Genomic DNA, 16,463 nt, shown 5'->3' with positions numbered 1-16,463 from the left:
CGGCGGCTTAGTTGGCGAGGAAGTAGACCTGCTTGCGCGCGTCGTGGAAGCTGTACCGCGACTCGACGAGGTCCTCCTCCTCCAGCCGGTTCAGGGCGTAGCGGACGGTCCGGTCCGGGAGGAGCGACTCCTCCGCAAGCTGGCCCTGCGAGAGCGGGCTGGAGCCGTCGAGGACGGTGGCGACGAGCTTGGCGCTCGGGGGCAGTTCGCGGAGGCGGTCGCGGAACTCGGGGTCCGACATCGGCGTGTCGGACGTGGACTTCTCAGTGGTCGCGCTCATACCCCGGACGACCCCGTCACGGGTGGTAAGTGTTCCCTATATGTGCGTCATAACAGTACATACTACCCCAAGAGTATAAGGCACCCTTATACAAAATCGGCCGTCATATCTTGCCGCGGCCGCCGGGGCAGGCTCTTTGAGGCCGGCGGGCGACCCGACGGTATGGCCGAGATACCCGAGTCCTTCCACGACCTGTTCGAGCGACGCACCTTCGCACACGTCACGACCCTGATGCCCGACGGCGGGCCGCAGACGACGCCCGTCTGGGTGGACTACGACGAGGACACCGGGGAAGTGCTCGTCAACACCGCACGGGGGCGGCGCAAGGAGAAGAACATCCGGCACGACCCGCGCGTCGCCGTCAGCATGACCGACCCGGACGACGGCTACCGCTACCTCTCCGTGCGCGGCGAGGCGGAACTCACCACCGAGGGGGCGGTCGAGCACATCGACGCGCTGGCGCGGCGGTACATGGACGTCGAGGAGTACCCCCACCACGGCGAGGAGGACGGCGAGCGCGTGCTCGTCCGCATCGCACCCGACTCCGTCGCCCACTCCGGATAGCCGGAAGGTTTCTGCGCGTCGGTCCCAAGCCCCTGTATGGAGAGCCTGGAGGCCGAACTCGAACGCGCCCGCGCGCTCGATACCGACGCGCTGGCCGACGCCGTCGAGTCCATCGGCTTCGAGTGTACCCGCTGTGGGGCCTGTTGCAAGGCGACCGACGGCGACGACGGGGAAGAACCCCACACGGCGACCGTGTTCCCCGACGAGATACGCGACCTACAGGACGCGGGGGACTACGACTTCCGGGACGTGGCCCGCCCGATGCCGTACGGCCTGACCGAGGGCGACGACGGGCCGGCGGGCGAGACGTTCGAGTGGGCGCTGCAAACCGACGCCTGCGGCGACTGCGCCTTCTACGCCGAGTCCGACGGCGAGGGCGCGTGTACGGTCCACGACGACCGGCCGCTCATCTGTCGCACCTACCCCTTCTCCGTCGCGCTCGGGGGCACCTCCCAGCCGATGGGGGAGACCGTCGATTCGGCGGGGATGGTCCGCGCACACGAGTGCGAGGGCCTCGGGCGCGACATCTCGCGGGCGGAGGCGGAGGAACTCGCCGCGGCGTTGAAAGAGCGCGCCGTCCGGGAGTTGGAGGAGGCCGTCGGCGTCCGCGACAACTACGAGTCCGTCTCGCCCGGCCCCGGCGAGGTCGTTGTCCACGACTCCGAGGGGGCGAAACGCGCGGACGGGACCCCCTACACGGCCGGAAACGACGGCGATTCCCGGTAAGAAATTTATCGGAGCGGCGTGACACGTGGTACGTCTATGGAGATTTCCGACAAACTCCTCTGTCTGTTCAGCGCTACTATCGAGGACGACGGCGAGAGCTACACGGTCGAGATACCGAAGCGGGAGATAGAGACGGGCGCGGTCGACCCCGGCGAGACGTACCGCGTCGCGCTCATCGCGGCCGGCGACGGCGAAGCCGCGGAGGTCGAGGAGGCGGACGACGACCCCGCGACGACGACGACCGACGGGCCGCAGCCGCCGGTGGAGCGCGGCGAGATGCGCTACGTCGAGATAGAGGACATCGGCAAGCAGGGCGACGGCATCGCGCGGGTCGAGCGGGGCTACGTCATCATCGTCCCGGACACCGAGATCGGCGAGCGCGTCAAGATAGAGGTGACCGAGGTGAAGTCCAACTTCGCGGTCGGCGAGGTCATCGAGTAGCCGTTTCGCTCGCGTACCAAGCCGGGGCGACCAGCGCGGTATCGCGGCGAGCGACGAACTCGAAACCGCACGACAGCGACCGATTACCCGTGCGTACCAAACCCCCTTTCCCGTGGGAGTCCGTCCCACGAGACATGAGCGCCACCACGGCGGCCGCGACCCCGACCCTGAGCGACAAACAGCAGCGCATCCTCGCGTACCTGCGCGACAACGCCGCGACGAAGACCTACTTCAAGTCGCGGCTCATCGGCGACGCGCTCGACATGTCCGCCAAGGAGGTCGGCACGAACATGACGGCCATCCGCGAGGGCGAGTTCGACGTGGCCGTCGAGAAGTGGGGCTACTCGTCGGGGACGACCTGGAAGGTCACTCTGTAGGGTCGTAGGCGACGAGGTCGGCCGCGTCGTCGGCCAGCGCGGCGGCGTCGTCGCCGAACGAGTCCGCGTACCGAACCACGAGCACGAGCAGTTCCTCCGGGCGCGCGAGCGCGTAGCCGTCGTCGCGCGCCAGCAGTCCGGCCGACTCCAACTCCTTCGCGTAGCGGCTCACCGTCGGCCGCGAGACGCCGAGCCGGTCGGCGAGTTCCTTGCCGGTCGCGTCCGGGTCGCGCAACAGCGCGAGCACCATCCCCCGGGCCGTGTCCCGCCGGAGGTAGCCGACCGCGCGGCGCTCGAACGCCGAGAAGCGACCGGCGGGGAAGTAGCGCCGGTAGTCGCCGTCCTTCACCGACTCGACGGCCCCGTCGCGTTCGAGGCGCTTGAGGTGGTGTTGGCTCTCGCCCGTCCCCAGGCGGAGGTCGTCGCGGAGCTTCGAGAAGTGCGCGCCGGGCGTCGTCGAGAGGTAGCCGAGAATGGCGTCGCGGGCGTCCGAGTCGCCCGCGTCGTCGCCGGAGAGGCGCGCCAGCGGCGACACCGCCCCGATGGCGGCGAAGCGCTTCAGCGTGGCGCGTTTGCTCTCGTCGACGCCGTCCATACGCGAGCGTGGGGAGTCGCCGGGTAAAACGCTTCGCCTACTCCGTCTCCGTTTCCGCCTCGGAGTCCATCGCCTCCCGCATCTCCGCGGCCGTCTCGTCGTCCACGTCGGCGTCCATCTCGGAGATGACCTCGTCGGCGCTCTTGATGTCGGCCGTGTCCTCGCCGGCCTTGATGGCCTCCGCCTCGGCCTCCATCTTCTCGAGGTCCATCTCGGCGTCGGCGTCTATCTGGCCGAGTATCTCCTCGATGTCGTCGAGGCCGAGCATCTCGCGGGTCTCGGCGTCGAAGTCCATCGAGTCGAGCACGCCCTCGGTCTCCTTCACGTCGGACCCGGTCATGTGCTTGCCGTAGCGGCCGACGAGGCTCGTGAGCTCCTGCGGGAGGACGAACGTCGTGGAGTCGGAGGTGCCGATCTCCGCGAGCGTCTCCATCCCCTTGTCGATGACGGCGCGCTCGCCCATCGACTCGGCGGACTTCGCGCGCAGCACGGTCGAGATGGCGTCACCCTGCGCTTCGAGGATCTGCGACTGCTTCTCACCCTGCGCGCGGATGATGTTCGACTGCTTGTCACCCTCCGCGGTCTCGACGGCGGAGCGGCGCTCACCCTGCGCCTCCAGAATCATGGCGCGGCGGCGGCGCTCGGCGGAGGTCTGCTGCTCCATCGCCTGCTGGACGTCCTGCGAGGGGTTGACCTCGCGGACCTCGACGCTCTCGACCCGGACGCCCCACTCGTCGGTGGGTTCGTCCAGTTCGCGGCGGATGCGCGCGTTGATCTCCTGACGCTTGTTCAGCGTGTCGTCGAGTTCCATGTCGCCCAGTACCGCGCGCAGGGTCGTCTGCGCGAGGTTCGAGACGGCGCGCTTGTAGTCGTCCACCTCGAGGAACGCCTTCTTCGCGTCCATCACCTTGATGTAGACGACGGCGTCGGCGGTGACGGGCGAGTTGTCCCGCGTGATGGCCTCCTGTCGGGGCACGTCGAGCGTCTGGGTCCGCATGTCGAACGCGTACGTCGCGGAGACGAACGGCACGACGAGGTTGAACCCCGGTTCGAGCAGTTTCTGGTACTCGCCGAACCGCGTCAGCGCCTTCTTCTCGTAGGCGTTGACGATGACGACGGACTTGTACACCGTCACGACGGCGAGCGTCAGCAGTACGAGGGCTACGACGGGCGCGACCAACCCGCCAATCTGGAGTGGGACCAGCATAGCCGAACTAGGGCGAAACGCATGATAAGGGTTCCCCCGGAATCGGGGGCGGCGACGGGGTCAGGCCGCCTCGGACTCGCCGTCGCGCTCGCGCTCCTCCTCCTCCTCGCGGGCCCGCTGTTCCCTGGCGCGTCTGAGTTCGCGGTCTATCTCGTCCTCGCTCGCGTCCGCCGCGGCGACGGTGAGGACGTTCCCCCCGCCGGGGTCGAGGACGATGACCTCCGAGCCCTCGGCGATCTCGCCGTCCATCGACCGGGCGCGGTAGTAGGGGTTGAAGCCGCCGTCGTCGAGCTTCACCTCGCCGCCCGACGCCGTCACCCGCTCCGTGACGCGGCCGACCTGCCCGCGCAGCGAGTCGGAGTCCGAGGTCTTGCTGCTCGCGCCACCCTGCCCGACGCCGAGTTTGCGGTAGGCGCCGAGCGTCGCCCCGCCCGCGACGAGCACCACGAGCGCGAGGACGAACGGCGTGAGGGGGCCGAGGAAGGGGCTCACGAGCAGGCCGACCAGCCCCGCGACGGTGAGCGCCGACCCGACCACGATGAAGTGTGCGCCGGGCGCGAGCGCCTCCGCCACCATCAGCCCCGTGCCGACGAGCAGCAGGACCAGCGAGAGCGGCAGGCCCAGTATCTCGACCATAGCCTCCGTAGGGGTCGGCGCGTCCTAAGGGTTGGCCCCTACAGGACGACCGTCGCGACGACGAACAGCGTGAAGGCGACGCCCAGCGCGACGAAGAAGGCGTTCTCGGGGTCCACCTCGCCCGGCGTCAGCGGTTCGAGGTCCGGCGGCTCCTCGCCGAGGAAGGACTCGCCCTCCGTGGCGACGTTCAGCGCGCCCGGCGCGTCGTCGGCCCCGTCGCCGTCGTCGCCGTCGTCCCCCCAGGGGTCGCGGTCCGCCCCCGGCGGGTCGGCCCGGCGGTCGTCCGTCCGGTCGTCGCGGTCGCTCATACCCGTGGTTCGTGAGGGCGGCGGAAAAGGGTCGCGCCCTACCGGACCTTCGTGCCCGGCACCGCGTCGCCGTGGGTGGTGAGCAGGTCGGCCTGCTCGCCCGCGGCCAGCACCATCCCGTTCGACTCGACGCCGAACAGCTCCGCCGGCTCCATGTTCGCCACGACGACGACCTTCGTGCCCGGGAGGGCGTCGAGGTCGTGGAGCTGCTTGATGCCCGCGACGATCTGGCGCACCTCGTGGCCGACATCGACTTCGAGGCGGGCGAGGTCGTCGGCCCCCTCGATGCCCTCGGCCTCCAGTACCTCCCCGACGCGGAGGTCGAGGTCGCCGAAGTCGTCGAAGCCGATGCGCTCCTCCGTCAGGGGTTCGAGGTCGGTCACGTCGCCCTCCTCGTCCCCCTCGGACTCGTCGCTGTCGGTTTCCTCCGCGGACTCCGCGCGCGCCGCCAGCTCCTCGTTGAGCGCCTCGACCGTCTCGTCCTCGATGCCCTCGAACAGCTCCGAGGGCTCGCCGAACTCGGCCGGGGGGGCCGCGAGCGCGTCCGAGAGCGTCGTGTCGTGGACGCTCCCGTCCTCGTCGAGCTGGGCCCACAGGTCGGCGGCCTTGCCGGGGAGCACCGGCTGCATCAGGACGGCACACGCCTTCGACAGCTGGACGCAGTCGCGGATGACCTGTGCCGCGCGCTCGGGGTCGTCGTCGGTGAGCTTCCACGGCTCGTTCCGCTGGATGTACTCGTTGCCGAACCGCGCGAGGTCCACGGGCGCCTCGCCCAGCCCGCGCACCGAGTAGTCGTTGACGGCCTCGCGCACCGCGCCGATGGCCCCCTCGATGTGTTCGCGGACCTCGTCGCTCACGTCGGCGTCGGGGGTGCCGCCGTAGTTGCGCTCCGCGAACAGCAGCGACCGGTAGACGAAGTTGCCGAGCGCGCCAACGAGGTCGTTGTTCGTCCGCTCCTGGAGCGCGTCCCACGAGAAGTTCACGTCGGCGGTGAACTCGGAGCCGGTGATGATCTGGTAGCGGAACAGGTCGGGGTGGAAGCCGGCGTCGAGGTAGTCGTCGGCCCACACCGCGCGGTTCCGGCTCGTGGAGAAGGCCTCCCCCGCGAGGTTGACGAAGCCGCAGGCCATCACCGCGCGCGGCTCGTTGTAACCGGCTCCGCGCAGCATCGCGGGCCAGAACACGGTGTGGTGCTGGATGATGTCCTGCCCGATGACGTGGACGAGTTCGCCCCCGTCGTCGGTCCAGTCGTCGTCCCACGCGGTGCCGTGGCGCTCCTCGCCGCCGAGTTTCCACGCGGCCTCCCAGTCGAAGTCCGAGCGCTCGGCGTACTGCTTCGTGGACGCGACGTACTCGATGGGCGCGTCCACCCAGACGTAGAGGACGAGGTCGTCGGCGCCCTCGCCGGGGTAGTCGACCCCCCAGTCCATGTCGCGGGTGATACAGAGGTCCTGCAGTTCGCCCTCGACCCACTCGCGGGGCTGGTTCCGGGCGTTGTCGGTGCCTTCGAGGCGGTCGAGGAAGCCCGACAGGTACTCCTGGAAGTCGGCGAGGCGCAGGAACTTGTGGGCGCGCTCGCGGTACTCGGCCGGGTTCCCGGTGAGCGTCGAGACGGGGTCCTCTATCTCGCCGGGTTCGAGGTGGCGCTGACACCCCTCGTCGCACTCGTCGCCGCGGGCGTGCTCGCCGCAGTACGGGCAGGTCCCCTCGACGTAGCGGTCCGGCAGGGGCTGGTCCTCCTCGGCGTCCCACGCGACGGGTATCTCCTTCTCGAAGACGTGGTCGTGCTCGACCCACGAGCGGACGAAGTCGCGGGTGAGGTCCGTGTTCGTCGCGTCGTCGGTGTGGCCGTAGTTGTCGAACTCGACGTTGAAGCGGGGGAACGTCGCCCCGTACTGCTCGTGGTAGTCGAGCGCGAACGCCTCGGGCGAGACGCCCTCCTTCGCGGCGTTGACGGCGATAGGGGTGCCGTGCATGTCGGAGCCGGAGACGAACGCCGTCTCCTGGCCGAGCCGTCGGAGCGCGCGGGAGAGCGCGTCCCCGCTGACGTACGTCCGCAGGTGGCCGACGTGCAGGTCGCCGTTCGCGTACGGCAGCCCGCACGTCACCACGGCGGGCGCGTCGGTCGGGAAGTCGTCGTCGGTCATGGCTGTGCCTCCTCGTGGCGGGGACTAAACCCCGCTGGTTCGGTCGTGTGCGTCATCGTGCGTCGGTGTCGTCGGTCGGAAAACGGTGCGCGGGGGCACCCGGCTTCGCGCCCGGCCGAATCCCGTATGAGGGGACGGGGCCGGACGCTCCGCCGGGCGCGGCGGCTACCGACGCATCGAGAACTGAGCGGCCGCCGTCCGGGCCACACCGGCCCGAGTCGGCGGCCGAACAAAAGCGTTGCCGCGGCGTGCGACCGCGTCTCAGTCGGAGAGCTCGACGCCGCCGAACGCGACGAAGCCGTCGACGACGAGGTCCACCTCGTCGTGGTCCGTCGGGTCGCGTCGGCGCGAGTCCTCGACGCCGCCCAGCACGGGCAACACGTCGAGCTCCACGTTCCAGCCGCGCGGGACGATCACCTCGGCCGCGCCGAAGACGGCCGTCGCCGAGACGCGGACGGGGCCGTCGGTCGGTCGCTCCACGTCGCGCAGGTCGAGCGTGACGCCGCCGAACGCGGCGACGAGGTCCGCGCCGCGGAAGGCGGTACCGACCGGACGTCTCTCCGTCGCGCCGAAGACGGCGAGCGCGTTCACGAACGCGGCGTCCGTGCCCGGAGTGCGGGCGCGGCCGCGGTAGGTGCCGACCGCGAGCGACGCGCCGAACGCGACGAGCAGCAGGGGCCAGAGGGCGAGCACCTCGCCGACCGTCGCGTAGCCGAGCGTCACCGCCTGTGCCGCGCTGGCGACAACGATGAGCAACACCGGCCCGAAGAAGTTCCGGAACCGGGAGGCGACGAGCGCGTACGCCCCGGCGAGGACGAACAGCACGGGCGCGTACCGAAGCAGCCGCCCGGTGTCGTACGTCCCGGTCGTGTCCGCGAGCAGGACGAGGCCCACGAGCGCGACGGCCGCGCCCACTACCACGCTGTTGGAGAGTCGTCTGTACGCCATGGGGGAGAATCGACGTGCGAGGAGATAAACAGCTATTGCCGGGTGGTAGCCTACAGCGTGCCGGTAAGCGTGAAGCCGAGGCCGAACAGCACGATGGTGACGACGAGCCGGCCGACGGAGCCGACGAACGCCGCGCCGGCGAACTTCGCGTAGTCCTCCTCCAGCACGGAGAAGGCGTAGATTGAGACGGTGTCGGGGAAGAAGGGGACCGAGAGCGCGACCGCCATGCCGAGGTAGCCGTACGCCCGCGCGAGTTCGACGGTCTTGCGCTCGGACCACGCCACCAGGTCCACGGGCAGCCGCCTGAACAGGTCGATGACCGGGCCGGACTCCTTCACGCCGTTGCCGACCCGGAGGGCGACGACGGAGCCCGCGGCCTTCCCCAGCCCCGAACAGAGCACGATGAGCGTCAGTTCGACGGCGTAGGGGATGCCGAGGTCGAGGTTCGCGGCGAGGACTATCTCGCTGGGGAGGGGGAGGACCACCGCGATGAGGAAGGAGTACACCGCGATGATGACCAGGCCGAGGGGACCGCGGGCGGCGGTTACGGCCTCCTCGAGGACGTGGATGTCGGGGAGCTGGACCAACAGCAGGTCGAGCGGGGTCACTACCGGAGCGTGGACCGCCCCCGGCCTAAGCGTACCGTTCGCGTCACTCCAGTCGCCGGAGGTCGGCGACGACGGAGCGGAGCGTTTCGCGGGTGACGTGCGGCTGCATCACGAACCGCGCCTCGCCGGCCTCCGTGCGCGAGAGCCGCCACCCCGCCTCGCGGAGCGCTTCGATGCGCTCGGTCCCGAGGTCCGCGGAGACGAGCGGGAGCGTCGGCTCGACGACGGGGTACCCCATGTCGGTGAGCCGGTCGAAGAGCCACTCGGCGTTCGCCGTCGCCGTCTCGTACTGGGCGCGGTAGCCGTCGGGCCACAGCGCGTCGAGCGCCGCGGCCGCGCTCGCCACACCCGCCCCAGAGCGCGTCCCGGTGAGCGTCACCTGCGAGGTGGATTCGAGGTACGGCGTGTCGATGGACAGTTCGTCCAGCAGCTCCGGGCCGCGCGCCAACAGCCCCCCGGCGGGCACGACCGCCTGCCCCATCTTGTGCGGGTCGATGGTCATCGTGTCGATGTCGGCGTCCGCGAAGTCCCACGCGTAGTCGGCGAAGGGGAGCGCGAAGCCGCCCCACGCCGCGTCCACGTGGACGAGCGCGCCGGGGTTCTCGTCCTCGACCACGTCCACGAGCGCGGGCACGGGGTCCACGCGCCCGTACTCGGTGGTGCCGGCGACGCCGACGACGGCGACCGTGTCGTCGTCTATCAGTTCCGCGACGCCGTCGAGGTCGGCGACGCCGTCCTCGGTCGGGGCGACGCGCATCTCGACGCCGAGCACGTCCGCGGCCTTCCGGAACGAGAAGTGCGCGGAGTCGGGAACGACGAAGTTCGGGTCGCGCGTCGCCGCGCGGTTCCGGCCGATGCGGACGGCCTGGATGTTCGCCTCCGTCCCGCCGGAGGTGACGTAGCCCGCGGCGTCGTCGAGCGAGGCGAGGTCGCCGAGGCCCGCGACGACCTCCCGTTCGAGCGCCGCGACGCTCTCGTAGGTGCCGGGGTCGCCGGGGTTGGTGGCGAGGAAACGCTCGGCCGCCGCTCGGGCGTCGGGGTGCGGCTCCGTACACATCGAGGAGAGCACCCGGGAGAAGTCCTGTGGCGTCGCCCGCTGCATTACACGCTCGTGGGGGACGGTCGGTTATAAGTCCCGCCACTCCCGGCTCACAGCGCCTCGGCGACCCACGCCGGCCGCTCGACGGCCGGGGCGTCCGTCGAAACGAGCCGCTGGCGCACGAGGAACGACCCCTCGTACCCGTCGACGGTGTAGTCGCCCCGCGCCTCGAAGTAGCGTATCCGGCCCTCGTCGTCGACTATCACGACCGCGCCGTACTCGCGCACGTCGGTCGCGTTCTCGGGGACCGCGGCGGGGTCCGCTGGTAGCCCCGTCGAGCGCAGGGTGTGGAGCGTCGTCCCGTTCTCGACCGTCGTGTTCGTCACCGTCCACTCGCCGGCCGAGAGGTAGCGCGACACGAGGTTCTCGCCCGAGAGGGTCGCCGCGTCCTGCGGCTCGCCGCTGCCGTAGCGGACGCCGCCGCCGGCCTCCAGCCGGACGGCCTGCACCGTCGTGTTGCCCCACACGTCGAACCGCGAGCCCGGATTGAGGACAGTGTTGTTGTACTCGACCAGCCCCGCCTCCGCGCGGACGACCTGTCGGCGCGGCACGGCGGTCGGCTCGCCGTTCCTGACGAGCGTGGCGTTCACCCGCACCTCGGTGACGAAGCCGCTCTCGTTCAGCCGCGCGGTGTGGGCCGCGAGCAGGGCGTCGGGGTCCGTGAGCGTCCCGTCGTCGGCGGTCACGCCGGGCGGGGCGTTCTCGGGGGTGAGTTCGTCGGTCGGCGTGGGCGTCGCCGTGGGGTCGGTCCCGCCGAGCGAGCAGCCCGCGAGGAGGACGAGGAGACAGAGCGCGAGAACGGGGCGTCGCATACCCGGGCTGCGGTCGGGGCCGGCAAAAGCCTCGTGGCTCGCCCGCGGGCTTATGACGCGGGGCCGCGAGTCCCCGGCCATGAGCGAGACGGTTGACCTGACGTTCGACGGCGACGTGGCGACCCTGACAATCGACCGACCCGAGCGGCTCAACGCCCTCAACGGCGAGACGCTGGACGCCGTGAGCGACGCGCTGGACGAGGCGCGCGGCGACGCGCGGGCGCTCGTCGTCACGGGCGCGGGCGACAAGGCGTTCGTCGCCGGCGCGGACATCTCGCGGATGTCCGAGATGGGCGTCGCCGAGGCCGAGGCGTACTGCCGGACGGGCCACGCCGTCATGAACGCCGTCGAGGAGTTCCCCGCGCCGGTCATCGCGGCCGTGAACGGCTACGCGTTCGGCGGCGGCTGTGAACTCGCGCTCGCGTGCGACTTCCGGGTCGCCTCCGAGCGGGCCGTCATCGGCCAGACGGAGATAGACCTCGGCATCGTGCCCGGGTGGGGCGGCACCCAGCGGCTGGTCCGCCTCGTCGGGGACGCGACGGCGCGGCGACTGGTCATGTTCGGCGACCGCATCGACGCGAGCGACGCCTACGAGCAGGGCCTCGTCGGCGAGGTGGTGGCCCACGACGACCTCGACGACCACGTCGCGGAGATGGCGGCGGAGCTGGCCGAGAAGCCTCGGTTCGCCATGGCCGCCGCGAAGGAGGCCATCAATCAGGCCCACGAGATGGGCCAGCGCGAGGGGCTGGACTTCGAGCGCCGGACGTGGTCGTCGCTGTTCGGCACCCCGGACCAGGAGGAGGGGATGAACGCGTTCCTCGACGACCGGGAGCCGGACTTCGAGTAGCCGGGGCGCGCGACGGCCGCGCGACCGACGCTTTTACTCCGGGCGCGGGCGCCCGACGACCGTGCAGTACGACTTCAGCGACGGCGACCACGACCGGGTGGCGACGTTCGACATCGAGACCACGTCCGTCCGCCCCGCCGACGGGGAGGTCGTCGCGGTCGGGGTCGGCGTCCACGAGCCGGGGTCGCCGGCCGGGGCGGCCGAGTACACGGTCCTCCGGCGCGAGGGGGACGACGAGGCCGCGCTGGTCGAGCGGGGCGTCGCGGCCGTCGAGGACGCCGGGGCGGACCTGCTCGTCTCGTACAACGGCACGGGCTACGACCTCGACTACCTCGACGGGCGGATGGCCGCGCTCGGGCGCGAGCCCGTCCCGGTCGCGCTCCACGAGTCGGGCGACCACCTCGACCTGATGGTGCCACGTCGGGTGCGCGCGAGCGCCGCGGGCGAGGACTACCCCTCGCTGGAGGCGTGCCTGTCGAGCTACGGCATCGAGCCGGCGCGGACGGTGTGGCGCGGCGCGGAGCTGACGAACGTGCGGTTCGGCCGGGAACTCGGGCCCGCGTACCTCGACGCGCTCGGGACGCCCACGGGGGAGGAACTCGGCGCGGTCGTGGACCACTACCTCGTGACCGACCTCGAAGCCAACCTCGCGCTCTACTACGCCGACGTGGGTCGCGACTTCGACCCCGAGTACGCCGGCACGGAGCGCGTCTTCTAGTCGTCGGCGGGGGCGCTCGCGCCGGTCAGCGCGGGCGCGGTCTCGGCCACCTGCGAGTAGGTGAGCGCGAGCGCCGCGACCGCGAGGACGGCGACGGCGAGGAACGGCAGCGCGAAGTCGATGGTGACGAGCACGCCCGAGACGAGCGGCCCGGCGGCGATGCCGAAGCCGAACGCCGTCGTCAGCACCGACAGGGTCGTCCCCGACTGCCCCTTCTTGGCGAGGTCGCCGGCGACGGCGAGCCCGGGCGCGAACACCATCGCGACCGAGACGCCCTGCAGGAGCCGGAAGGCGAGCATCAACAGCGAGCCGGTGCCGACGCCCGCGACCGTCGCGGGGAGCGCCGCCGCCATCTCCGGGACGAACCCCTGAAGCGCGAGCGAGGGCGCGAGCAGGGCGAAGCCGCCGACGAGGAACGGCCGGCGGCCGTACCGGTCGGAGGCCCGGCCGATGGGCACCTGAAAGAGGACGTTCGCGATGACGACGGCGGCGAACTGGACGGAGAAGAGGAACGGCCCCTGCGAGAGCTGGGCGTTGATGACCTCCTGTATCGTGGCGAAGACGGCGATGCCGGTCGCCATGAAGAAGGTGCCGACGCCGACGACGAAGACGGGGTCGAACAGCTGGTCCTCGCCGCGGACGCGGATGGAGAGGTCGTCACTGGCGTCGGCCTCCTCGCGCTCGGGGTCGGAGACGAGCACGGTGACGAGCGCGAACGCGACGACGGCGCCGAGCACCGCGACGGCGAAGGCGGCGTCGAACCCCGACACCGTCGCGCCGAACACGTCGTAGGAGACGACCGTCTCGGAGGCGATACCGCCCGTGATGAGCAGGCCCGCGAGGATGGGACCGAAGCCGAAGCCGATGAGTCTGAAGGTGTTGAAGATGCCGAAGTTGTTGCCCCGCCCGGCGTCGTCGGCGTACTCGTTCACCAGCGCGAGCGTGACGGGCACCGTCAGCGCCGCGCCGACCCCCTGGAGGGCGCGCGCGCCGAGCACGGCCCAGTAGGAGGTGACGAACGGGTAGATAGAGGAGCCGATGCCGAAGACGACCAGCCCCGCGAGGACGAACACCTTCCGGCGGCCGGCGCGGTCGGAGGCCCGCCCGGTGAACGGCTGGAGCGAGCTGTTCAGCAGGCCGAACAGCGACAGCACGACGCCGATGAGCAGTTCGGTGGAGAACCCCTCCAACCCCGCGAGCGAAATCTCCCCCGAGGCGATGTACAGCGGCAGGACGATGACGAGAAAGGAGTTGCCGAGCGAGTCCGCCATCCGGGCGAACGCGAGCGCGAGGACGCGGTTGTCGGTCCCGAGAACCATCTACCCGAACGACGGCCGGCGCCGTGAAGAATCGACCGATACCCGCCCCCTCCCGCCGGCGTCGGCGCGCCGTACGAACGCTTAAGTGTCGGAATCGGGTGGACTCGAACCGATGCGGTTCTGTGACGAGTGCGACTCCATGATGCACGCCGAGGGCGGGACGTGGACGTGTCGCGCCTGCGGCAACGAGGCGCCCCGCGACGCGGCCGACGAGTCGGGAATGACGACGACGGAGGGCCAGCGCACGGACGAGCGCTCGCGGGCGGTCGGGGAGGGCGACGGGGACGCCGAGGCCGTCCCGAAGGACTGTCCCGCGGAGGACTGCGACGGCGACCGCGCCCGCTACGGGACGATGCCGAAGCCGGGCGGCTCCTACGAGGTCCGGCTGTTCACCTGCGTCGCGTGCGGCCACAAGTGGCGCGAGGCGTGACACTCCGGGGTCGCCGTCGAAGCTATCTCCCCGCGCGGCGAACTCCGGCCTATGACCGAGCGGAAACTGACCGACCTGCCCGACCTGCTCGCGACGCTCGACTACCCCGTCCCCCGGGCCGACGCGGCCGCGGCGTTCGACGGCGTGACGCTCCTGTTGGCCGACGGCGAGGTCGGCCTGGACGACGCGGTGCGCGCCTGCCCGAGCGAGCGGTTCGCGGACGCCGGCGAACTCGAATCGGAGCTGTACGGCTCGCTCCCGACCGAGGCCGTCGGCGAGCCGGGCCAGTCGGAGGGCGACGCCTGACGTATCCCCGTGTTTATGTAGCGCCGTCGCCGAACGGGGGACAGTAATGCAGTTCTGCGACGAGTGCGGCTCGATGATGCACACGGACGGGGACGCGTGGGTGTGCCGCTCCTGCGGCCACGAGGAGCTCCGCGACTCCGCGGCCGAGGCGGCGATGACCACCACCGAGGGACAGGACCACGACGGCGGGCCCGTCGATATGTCCGAGGTGGACGACACCGAGATCGGCCCGACGACGAAGGCCCGGTGTCCGAACCCGGACTGCGACGGCGAGCGCGCGCGCTACGAGATGAAGCAGATACGCGCGGCCGACGAGTCGGAGACGCGCTTCTTCACCTGCGTCGAGTGCGGCAAGAAGTGGCGCGAGGACGACAACTGAGCGCGCACGACCGTTTTTGACCCGGGCGACCGTGCCCCCGGTATGGAACGGTGGCCGACGGTCCCCGAGCGGGCGCTCGACGACGGCGGCTGGGAGCGCGCCGACCGCTCGACCGAGACGGTGTTCGACCTCGGGGTCGCGAGCGTCGTCGGGCGCACGCTGCTGTACGAGGACCCCGCGCTCCGCGAGCGGCTGGGAACCGGCGAGACGACGCGCTTCTTCTTCGCCACGGCGCTCGACTTCCGCCCGACGCTCCCGCCGGGCGCCGAGGGGGTCATCGAGTCCACGGTGGCGAACGAGGCCGCGGACTCCTTCGCCGCCGACCTCCGCGACCGGGGCTTCGCGGGGCTGCGCCGGCGCCGACAGGGAACCCTGCGCGTCGATTCCGGCGCGAGGGCGCGGCTCTCGAACGTCCGTGCGACCTGCGAGGTCGGGGGCGAACAGCTCGACGTGACCGGGTGGCTCGCGGTGTGGCGCGACGACGGCTTCCTGCTCGCCGGCGGCGCGTACCCGGAGGTCGGCGAGGAGGAGTACCGCGAGGAACTGCTCTCGCTGATTCGCGCGGTGGAGTAGCTACAGCAGGGGCGTCCGCGCGAACGTGAGGTAGCCGGTGTGGCCGACGCCGCGGGTCGAGGGCCGGGAGCCGCGCTCGTCGAAGTCCATCCCCCGCTGGATGGTCTCGACCGTCTCCACGTCCACGAGGCCGGCGTCGCGAGCCGCCTCGACGCAGTCGCGCGACGACTCCACGAACGGGGAGTAGACCGCGAGCGGCGCGCCGGGCGCGAGCAGGTCGGGCGCGCGCGAAACGACGGTCGCCGCGTCGCCGGTGTCGAGCGTGAGGCCGTCGAAGTCGGACAGCGCGTCGAGGTCGTCGGTCACGTCGCCGGTCCGAACCTCGACGCGGTCCGCGACCCCGGCGGTCGCCATATTGTCGCGCGCCACCTCGGCGAAGTCCGCGTCGCGCTCGTAGGTCGTCACCTCGACGCCGAGCCGTCCGAGGTAGGCGGCCAGAATCCCGGTTCCGGTGCCGGCATCGAGCACGCGGTCGCCCGCCGCGAGCCCGAGTTGGCCGAGAACGAGCCCGATGTCGCGGGGCATCATCGGCGCGCCGGTGCGTTCGAGGTGGTCGAACAGGTCCGGGCCGCGCGGCTCGCGGACGACGAACCGCTCGCCGATGTGGGTCTCCAGCGTGTCGCCCGGTTCGACGTCCTCGGGGACCTCCAAGATGCCGAGGTCGGATTCGAGGGTGTCGCCCGGTTCGAGGAGGTGTTCGCGGTCCTCGCGGACGAGGAGGTAGCTCACTCCAGCCGCTCGACGGCCGCCGCGAGGTCGCCGTCGGTCGCCTCCAACGCCTCGCGCGCCTCCTCGTTCGAGACGCCGGTTCGCCCGGCGACGATGTCGATGTCCGACTCGGGGATGGCGCTCGCGTCCTCGTCCTCCTCCGCCTCGCCGGCCTCGACCTCGGGCGCGCCGCCCTCGCCGCGCGGGCGCACGTCCGGCTCGCCGACGATCTGGTAGGTGGCCTGCCCCTGCGCGTCCATCTTCTGGACCTCGGCGTCGTGGAACACCATCTCCTCGTCGGCGGTGCGGATGACGACCTCCTCGGCGTCGATCTCGGTGAGGTCGATCCCCATCTGGTTCATCATCTGCTTCATCTTGCGCGGGTTCATCCCGCCGCCTCCTCCGAACATGGCTACTCCGTGGCCCGCCGAGGTG

The 16,463-nt window shown here is 71.1% G+C and carries 23 protein-coding genes; 10 read left to right on the top strand and 13 right to left on the bottom strand.

The genetic code is table 11. The features are described from left to right. Positions 1-7: 7 nt before the first annotated feature. Positions 8-280, bottom strand: coding sequence for a MarR family transcriptional regulator (locus P2T37_RS10295; RefSeq protein ID WP_276233842.1), 273 nt, complete (start codon positions 278-280; stop codon positions 8-10). Between the two features lie 162 nt (positions 281-442). Between P2T37_RS10295 and P2T37_RS10290 the strand changes: the two genes are divergently transcribed. The 4 genes from P2T37_RS10290 to P2T37_RS10275 all read left to right on the top strand — a co-directional run bounded on the left by P2T37_RS10290 (position 443) and on the right by P2T37_RS10275 (position 2,388). Beyond that, a complete protein-coding gene (locus tag P2T37_RS10290) occupies positions 443-844 on the top strand; it encodes a pyridoxamine 5'-phosphate oxidase family protein (RefSeq protein WP_276233841.1) in 402 nt (133 codons plus the stop codon). A 36-nt stretch (positions 845-880) separates the two neighbouring features. Continuing rightward, on the top strand, positions 881-1,570 hold the full coding sequence (locus tag P2T37_RS10285) for a YkgJ family cysteine cluster protein (protein ID WP_276233840.1): 690 nt from the start codon (positions 881-883) through the stop codon (positions 1,568-1,570). A gap of 36 nt (positions 1,571-1,606) precedes the next feature. Next, positions 1,607-2,011 (top strand): TRAM domain-containing protein, encoded by a 405-nt coding sequence (locus P2T37_RS10280; protein ID WP_276233839.1) that lies wholly within the window; start codon positions 1,607-1,609, stop codon positions 2,009-2,011. A 134-nt stretch (positions 2,012-2,145) separates the two neighbouring features. Beyond that, on the top strand, positions 2,146-2,388 hold the full coding sequence (locus tag P2T37_RS10275) for a DUF7123 family protein (protein ID WP_276233838.1): 243 nt from the start codon (positions 2,146-2,148) through the stop codon (positions 2,386-2,388). Here P2T37_RS10275 and P2T37_RS10270 read toward each other — a convergent pair. The 9 genes from P2T37_RS10270 to P2T37_RS10230 form a co-directional block, all read right to left on the bottom strand. Further along, positions 2,378-2,983, bottom strand: coding sequence for a winged helix-turn-helix transcriptional regulator (locus P2T37_RS10270; RefSeq protein WP_276233837.1), 606 nt, complete (start codon positions 2,981-2,983; stop codon positions 2,378-2,380). The genes P2T37_RS10275 and P2T37_RS10270 overlap by 11 nt on opposite strands. 37 nt (positions 2,984-3,020) lie before the next feature. After that, a complete protein-coding gene (locus P2T37_RS10265; protein WP_276233836.1) occupies positions 3,021-4,190 on the bottom strand; it encodes an SPFH domain-containing protein in 1,170 nt (389 codons plus the stop codon). Between the two features lie 60 nt (positions 4,191-4,250). Continuing rightward, a complete protein-coding gene (locus tag P2T37_RS10260) occupies positions 4,251-4,826 on the bottom strand; it encodes an NfeD family protein (protein ID WP_276233835.1) in 576 nt (191 codons plus the stop codon). Between the two features lie 38 nt (positions 4,827-4,864). Continuing rightward, a complete protein-coding gene (locus P2T37_RS10255; protein WP_276233834.1) occupies positions 4,865-5,134 on the bottom strand; it encodes a DUF7312 domain-containing protein in 270 nt (89 codons plus the stop codon). Positions 5,135-5,172: 38 nt separating this feature from the next. Then, on the bottom strand, positions 5,173-7,281 hold the full coding sequence (metG, locus tag P2T37_RS10250) for a methionine--tRNA ligase (protein ID WP_276233833.1): 2,109 nt from the start codon (positions 7,279-7,281) through the stop codon (positions 5,173-5,175). Between the two features lie 261 nt (positions 7,282-7,542). Then, a complete protein-coding gene (locus P2T37_RS10245; RefSeq protein ID WP_276233832.1) occupies positions 7,543-8,229 on the bottom strand; it encodes a LiaF transmembrane domain-containing protein in 687 nt (228 codons plus the stop codon). Positions 8,230-8,279: 50 nt separating this feature from the next. Continuing rightward, positions 8,280-8,837: a YqaA family protein gene (locus P2T37_RS10240; RefSeq protein WP_276233831.1), complete on the bottom strand. Its 558-nt coding sequence runs from the start codon at positions 8,835-8,837 to the stop codon at positions 8,280-8,282. A 43-nt stretch (positions 8,838-8,880) separates the two neighbouring features. Further along, the gene (gene mfnA, locus P2T37_RS10235; protein ID WP_276233829.1) at positions 8,881-9,939 is read right to left on the bottom strand and encodes a tyrosine decarboxylase MfnA; all 1,059 of its coding nucleotides are present in this window, start codon (positions 9,937-9,939) and stop codon (positions 8,881-8,883) included. A 47-nt stretch (positions 9,940-9,986) separates the two neighbouring features. Then, entirely contained in the window at positions 9,987-10,748 is a 762-nt protein-coding gene (locus P2T37_RS10230) for a DUF7537 family lipoprotein (protein WP_276233827.1), read from the bottom strand. Positions 10,749-10,827: 79 nt separating this feature from the next. On the opposite strand from P2T37_RS10230, the gene P2T37_RS10225 reads away from it, so the two are divergent. Continuing rightward, positions 10,828-11,595: an enoyl-CoA hydratase/isomerase family protein gene (locus P2T37_RS10225; protein ID WP_276233826.1), complete on the top strand. Its 768-nt coding sequence runs from the start codon at positions 10,828-10,830 to the stop codon at positions 11,593-11,595. Positions 11,596-11,656: 61 nt separating this feature from the next. Then, positions 11,657-12,313: a ribonuclease H-like domain-containing protein gene (locus P2T37_RS10220; RefSeq protein ID WP_276233825.1), complete on the top strand. Its 657-nt coding sequence runs from the start codon at positions 11,657-11,659 to the stop codon at positions 12,311-12,313. Here the strand turns inward: P2T37_RS10220 and P2T37_RS10215 are convergent. After that, positions 12,310-13,632 (bottom strand): MFS transporter, encoded by a 1,323-nt coding sequence (locus P2T37_RS10215; protein WP_276233824.1) that lies wholly within the window; start codon positions 13,630-13,632, stop codon positions 12,310-12,312. The two genes, P2T37_RS10220 and P2T37_RS10215, sit on opposite strands and share 4 nt — an antisense overlap. A 112-nt stretch (positions 13,633-13,744) precedes the next feature. Between P2T37_RS10215 and P2T37_RS10210 the strand changes: the two genes are divergently transcribed. The 4 genes from P2T37_RS10210 to P2T37_RS10195 are packed head-to-tail and all read left to right on the top strand — an operon-like array spanning position 13,745 to position 15,320. Continuing rightward, on the top strand, positions 13,745-14,062 hold the full coding sequence (locus tag P2T37_RS10210) for an RPA12/RPB9/RPC11 RNA polymerase family protein (protein ID WP_276233823.1): 318 nt from the start codon (positions 13,745-13,747) through the stop codon (positions 14,060-14,062). Between the two features lie 51 nt (positions 14,063-14,113). Further along, entirely contained in the window at positions 14,114-14,368 is a 255-nt protein-coding gene (locus P2T37_RS10205; protein WP_276233822.1) for a DUF5789 family protein, read from the top strand. A gap of 46 nt (positions 14,369-14,414) precedes the next feature. Beyond that, a complete protein-coding gene (locus P2T37_RS10200) occupies positions 14,415-14,747 on the top strand; it encodes an RPA12/RPB9/RPC11 RNA polymerase family protein (protein ID WP_276233821.1) in 333 nt (110 codons plus the stop codon). 42 nt (positions 14,748-14,789) lie between these two features. After that, positions 14,790-15,320, top strand: a complete 531-nt coding sequence (locus P2T37_RS10195) for a DUF6517 family protein (protein WP_276233820.1) — start codon at positions 14,790-14,792, stop codon at positions 15,318-15,320. On the opposite strand, the gene P2T37_RS10190 is transcribed toward P2T37_RS10195, so the two are convergent. Both P2T37_RS10190 and P2T37_RS10185 read right to left on the bottom strand, forming a co-directional pair. After that, positions 15,321-16,049, bottom strand: a complete 729-nt coding sequence (locus P2T37_RS10190) for a tRNA (adenine-N1)-methyltransferase (RefSeq protein ID WP_276233819.1) — start codon at positions 16,047-16,049, stop codon at positions 15,321-15,323. After that, a complete protein-coding gene (locus P2T37_RS10185; protein WP_276233818.1) occupies positions 16,046-16,438 on the bottom strand; it encodes a nascent polypeptide-associated complex protein in 393 nt (130 codons plus the stop codon). Before P2T37_RS10185 ends, P2T37_RS10190 begins: the two co-directional genes overlap by 4 nt. Positions 16,439-16,463: the final 25 nt, after the last annotated feature.

This window comes from Halosegnis marinus (genome assembly GCF_029338355.1).
In the GTDB taxonomy this organism is placed as follows: domain Archaea; phylum Halobacteriota; class Halobacteria; order Halobacteriales; family Haloarculaceae; genus Halosegnis; species Halosegnis marinus.
This window is presented reverse-complemented; position numbering and strand designations above follow the sequence as displayed.

Excerpts from the sequence above, each read along its gene's own strand:
- P2T37_RS10200 (WP_276233821.1), top strand. The coding sequence starts at position 14,415 with ATGCAGTTCTGCGACGAGTGCGGCTCGATGATGCACACGGACGGGGAC.
- P2T37_RS10255 (WP_276233834.1), bottom strand. The coding sequence starts at position 5,134 with ATGAGCGACCGCGACGACCGGACGGACGACCGCCGGGCCGACCCGCCG.
- mfnA (WP_276233829.1), bottom strand. The coding sequence starts at position 9,939 with ATGCAGCGGGCGACGCCACAGGACTTCTCCCGGGTGCTCTCCTCGATG.
- P2T37_RS10205 (WP_276233822.1), top strand. The coding sequence starts at position 14,114 with ATGACCGAGCGGAAACTGACCGACCTGCCCGACCTGCTCGCGACGCTC.
- P2T37_RS10195 (WP_276233820.1), top strand. The coding sequence starts at position 14,790 with ATGGAACGGTGGCCGACGGTCCCCGAGCGGGCGCTCGACGACGGCGGC.
- P2T37_RS10280 (WP_276233839.1), top strand. The coding sequence starts at position 1,607 with ATGGAGATTTCCGACAAACTCCTCTGTCTGTTCAGCGCTACTATCGAG.
- P2T37_RS10230 (WP_276233827.1), bottom strand. The coding sequence starts at position 10,748 with ATGCGACGCCCCGTTCTCGCGCTCTGTCTCCTCGTCCTCCTCGCGGGC.
- P2T37_RS10260 (WP_276233835.1), bottom strand. The coding sequence starts at position 4,826 with ATGGTCGAGATACTGGGCCTGCCGCTCTCGCTGGTCCTGCTGCTCGTC.
- P2T37_RS10210 (WP_276233823.1), top strand. The coding sequence starts at position 13,745 with ATGCGGTTCTGTGACGAGTGCGACTCCATGATGCACGCCGAGGGCGGG.
- P2T37_RS10215 (WP_276233824.1), bottom strand. The coding sequence starts at position 13,632 with ATGGTTCTCGGGACCGACAACCGCGTCCTCGCGCTCGCGTTCGCCCGG.
- P2T37_RS10225 (WP_276233826.1), top strand. The coding sequence starts at position 10,828 with ATGAGCGAGACGGTTGACCTGACGTTCGACGGCGACGTGGCGACCCTG.
- P2T37_RS10265 (WP_276233836.1), bottom strand. The coding sequence starts at position 4,190 with ATGCTGGTCCCACTCCAGATTGGCGGGTTGGTCGCGCCCGTCGTAGCC.
- P2T37_RS10285 (WP_276233840.1), top strand. The coding sequence starts at position 881 with ATGGAGAGCCTGGAGGCCGAACTCGAACGCGCCCGCGCGCTCGATACC.
- P2T37_RS10245 (WP_276233832.1), bottom strand. The coding sequence starts at position 8,229 with ATGGCGTACAGACGACTCTCCAACAGCGTGGTAGTGGGCGCGGCCGTC.
- P2T37_RS10275 (WP_276233838.1), top strand. The coding sequence starts at position 2,146 with ATGAGCGCCACCACGGCGGCCGCGACCCCGACCCTGAGCGACAAACAG.
- P2T37_RS10185 (WP_276233818.1), bottom strand. The coding sequence starts at position 16,438 with ATGTTCGGAGGAGGCGGCGGGATGAACCCGCGCAAGATGAAGCAGATG.
- P2T37_RS10295 (WP_276233842.1), bottom strand. The coding sequence starts at position 280 with ATGAGCGCGACCACTGAGAAGTCCACGTCCGACACGCCGATGTCGGAC.
- metG (WP_276233833.1), bottom strand. The coding sequence starts at position 7,281 with ATGACCGACGACGACTTCCCGACCGACGCGCCCGCCGTGGTGACGTGC.
- P2T37_RS10270 (WP_276233837.1), bottom strand. The coding sequence starts at position 2,983 with ATGGACGGCGTCGACGAGAGCAAACGCGCCACGCTGAAGCGCTTCGCC.
- P2T37_RS10290 (WP_276233841.1), top strand. The coding sequence starts at position 443 with ATGGCCGAGATACCCGAGTCCTTCCACGACCTGTTCGAGCGACGCACC.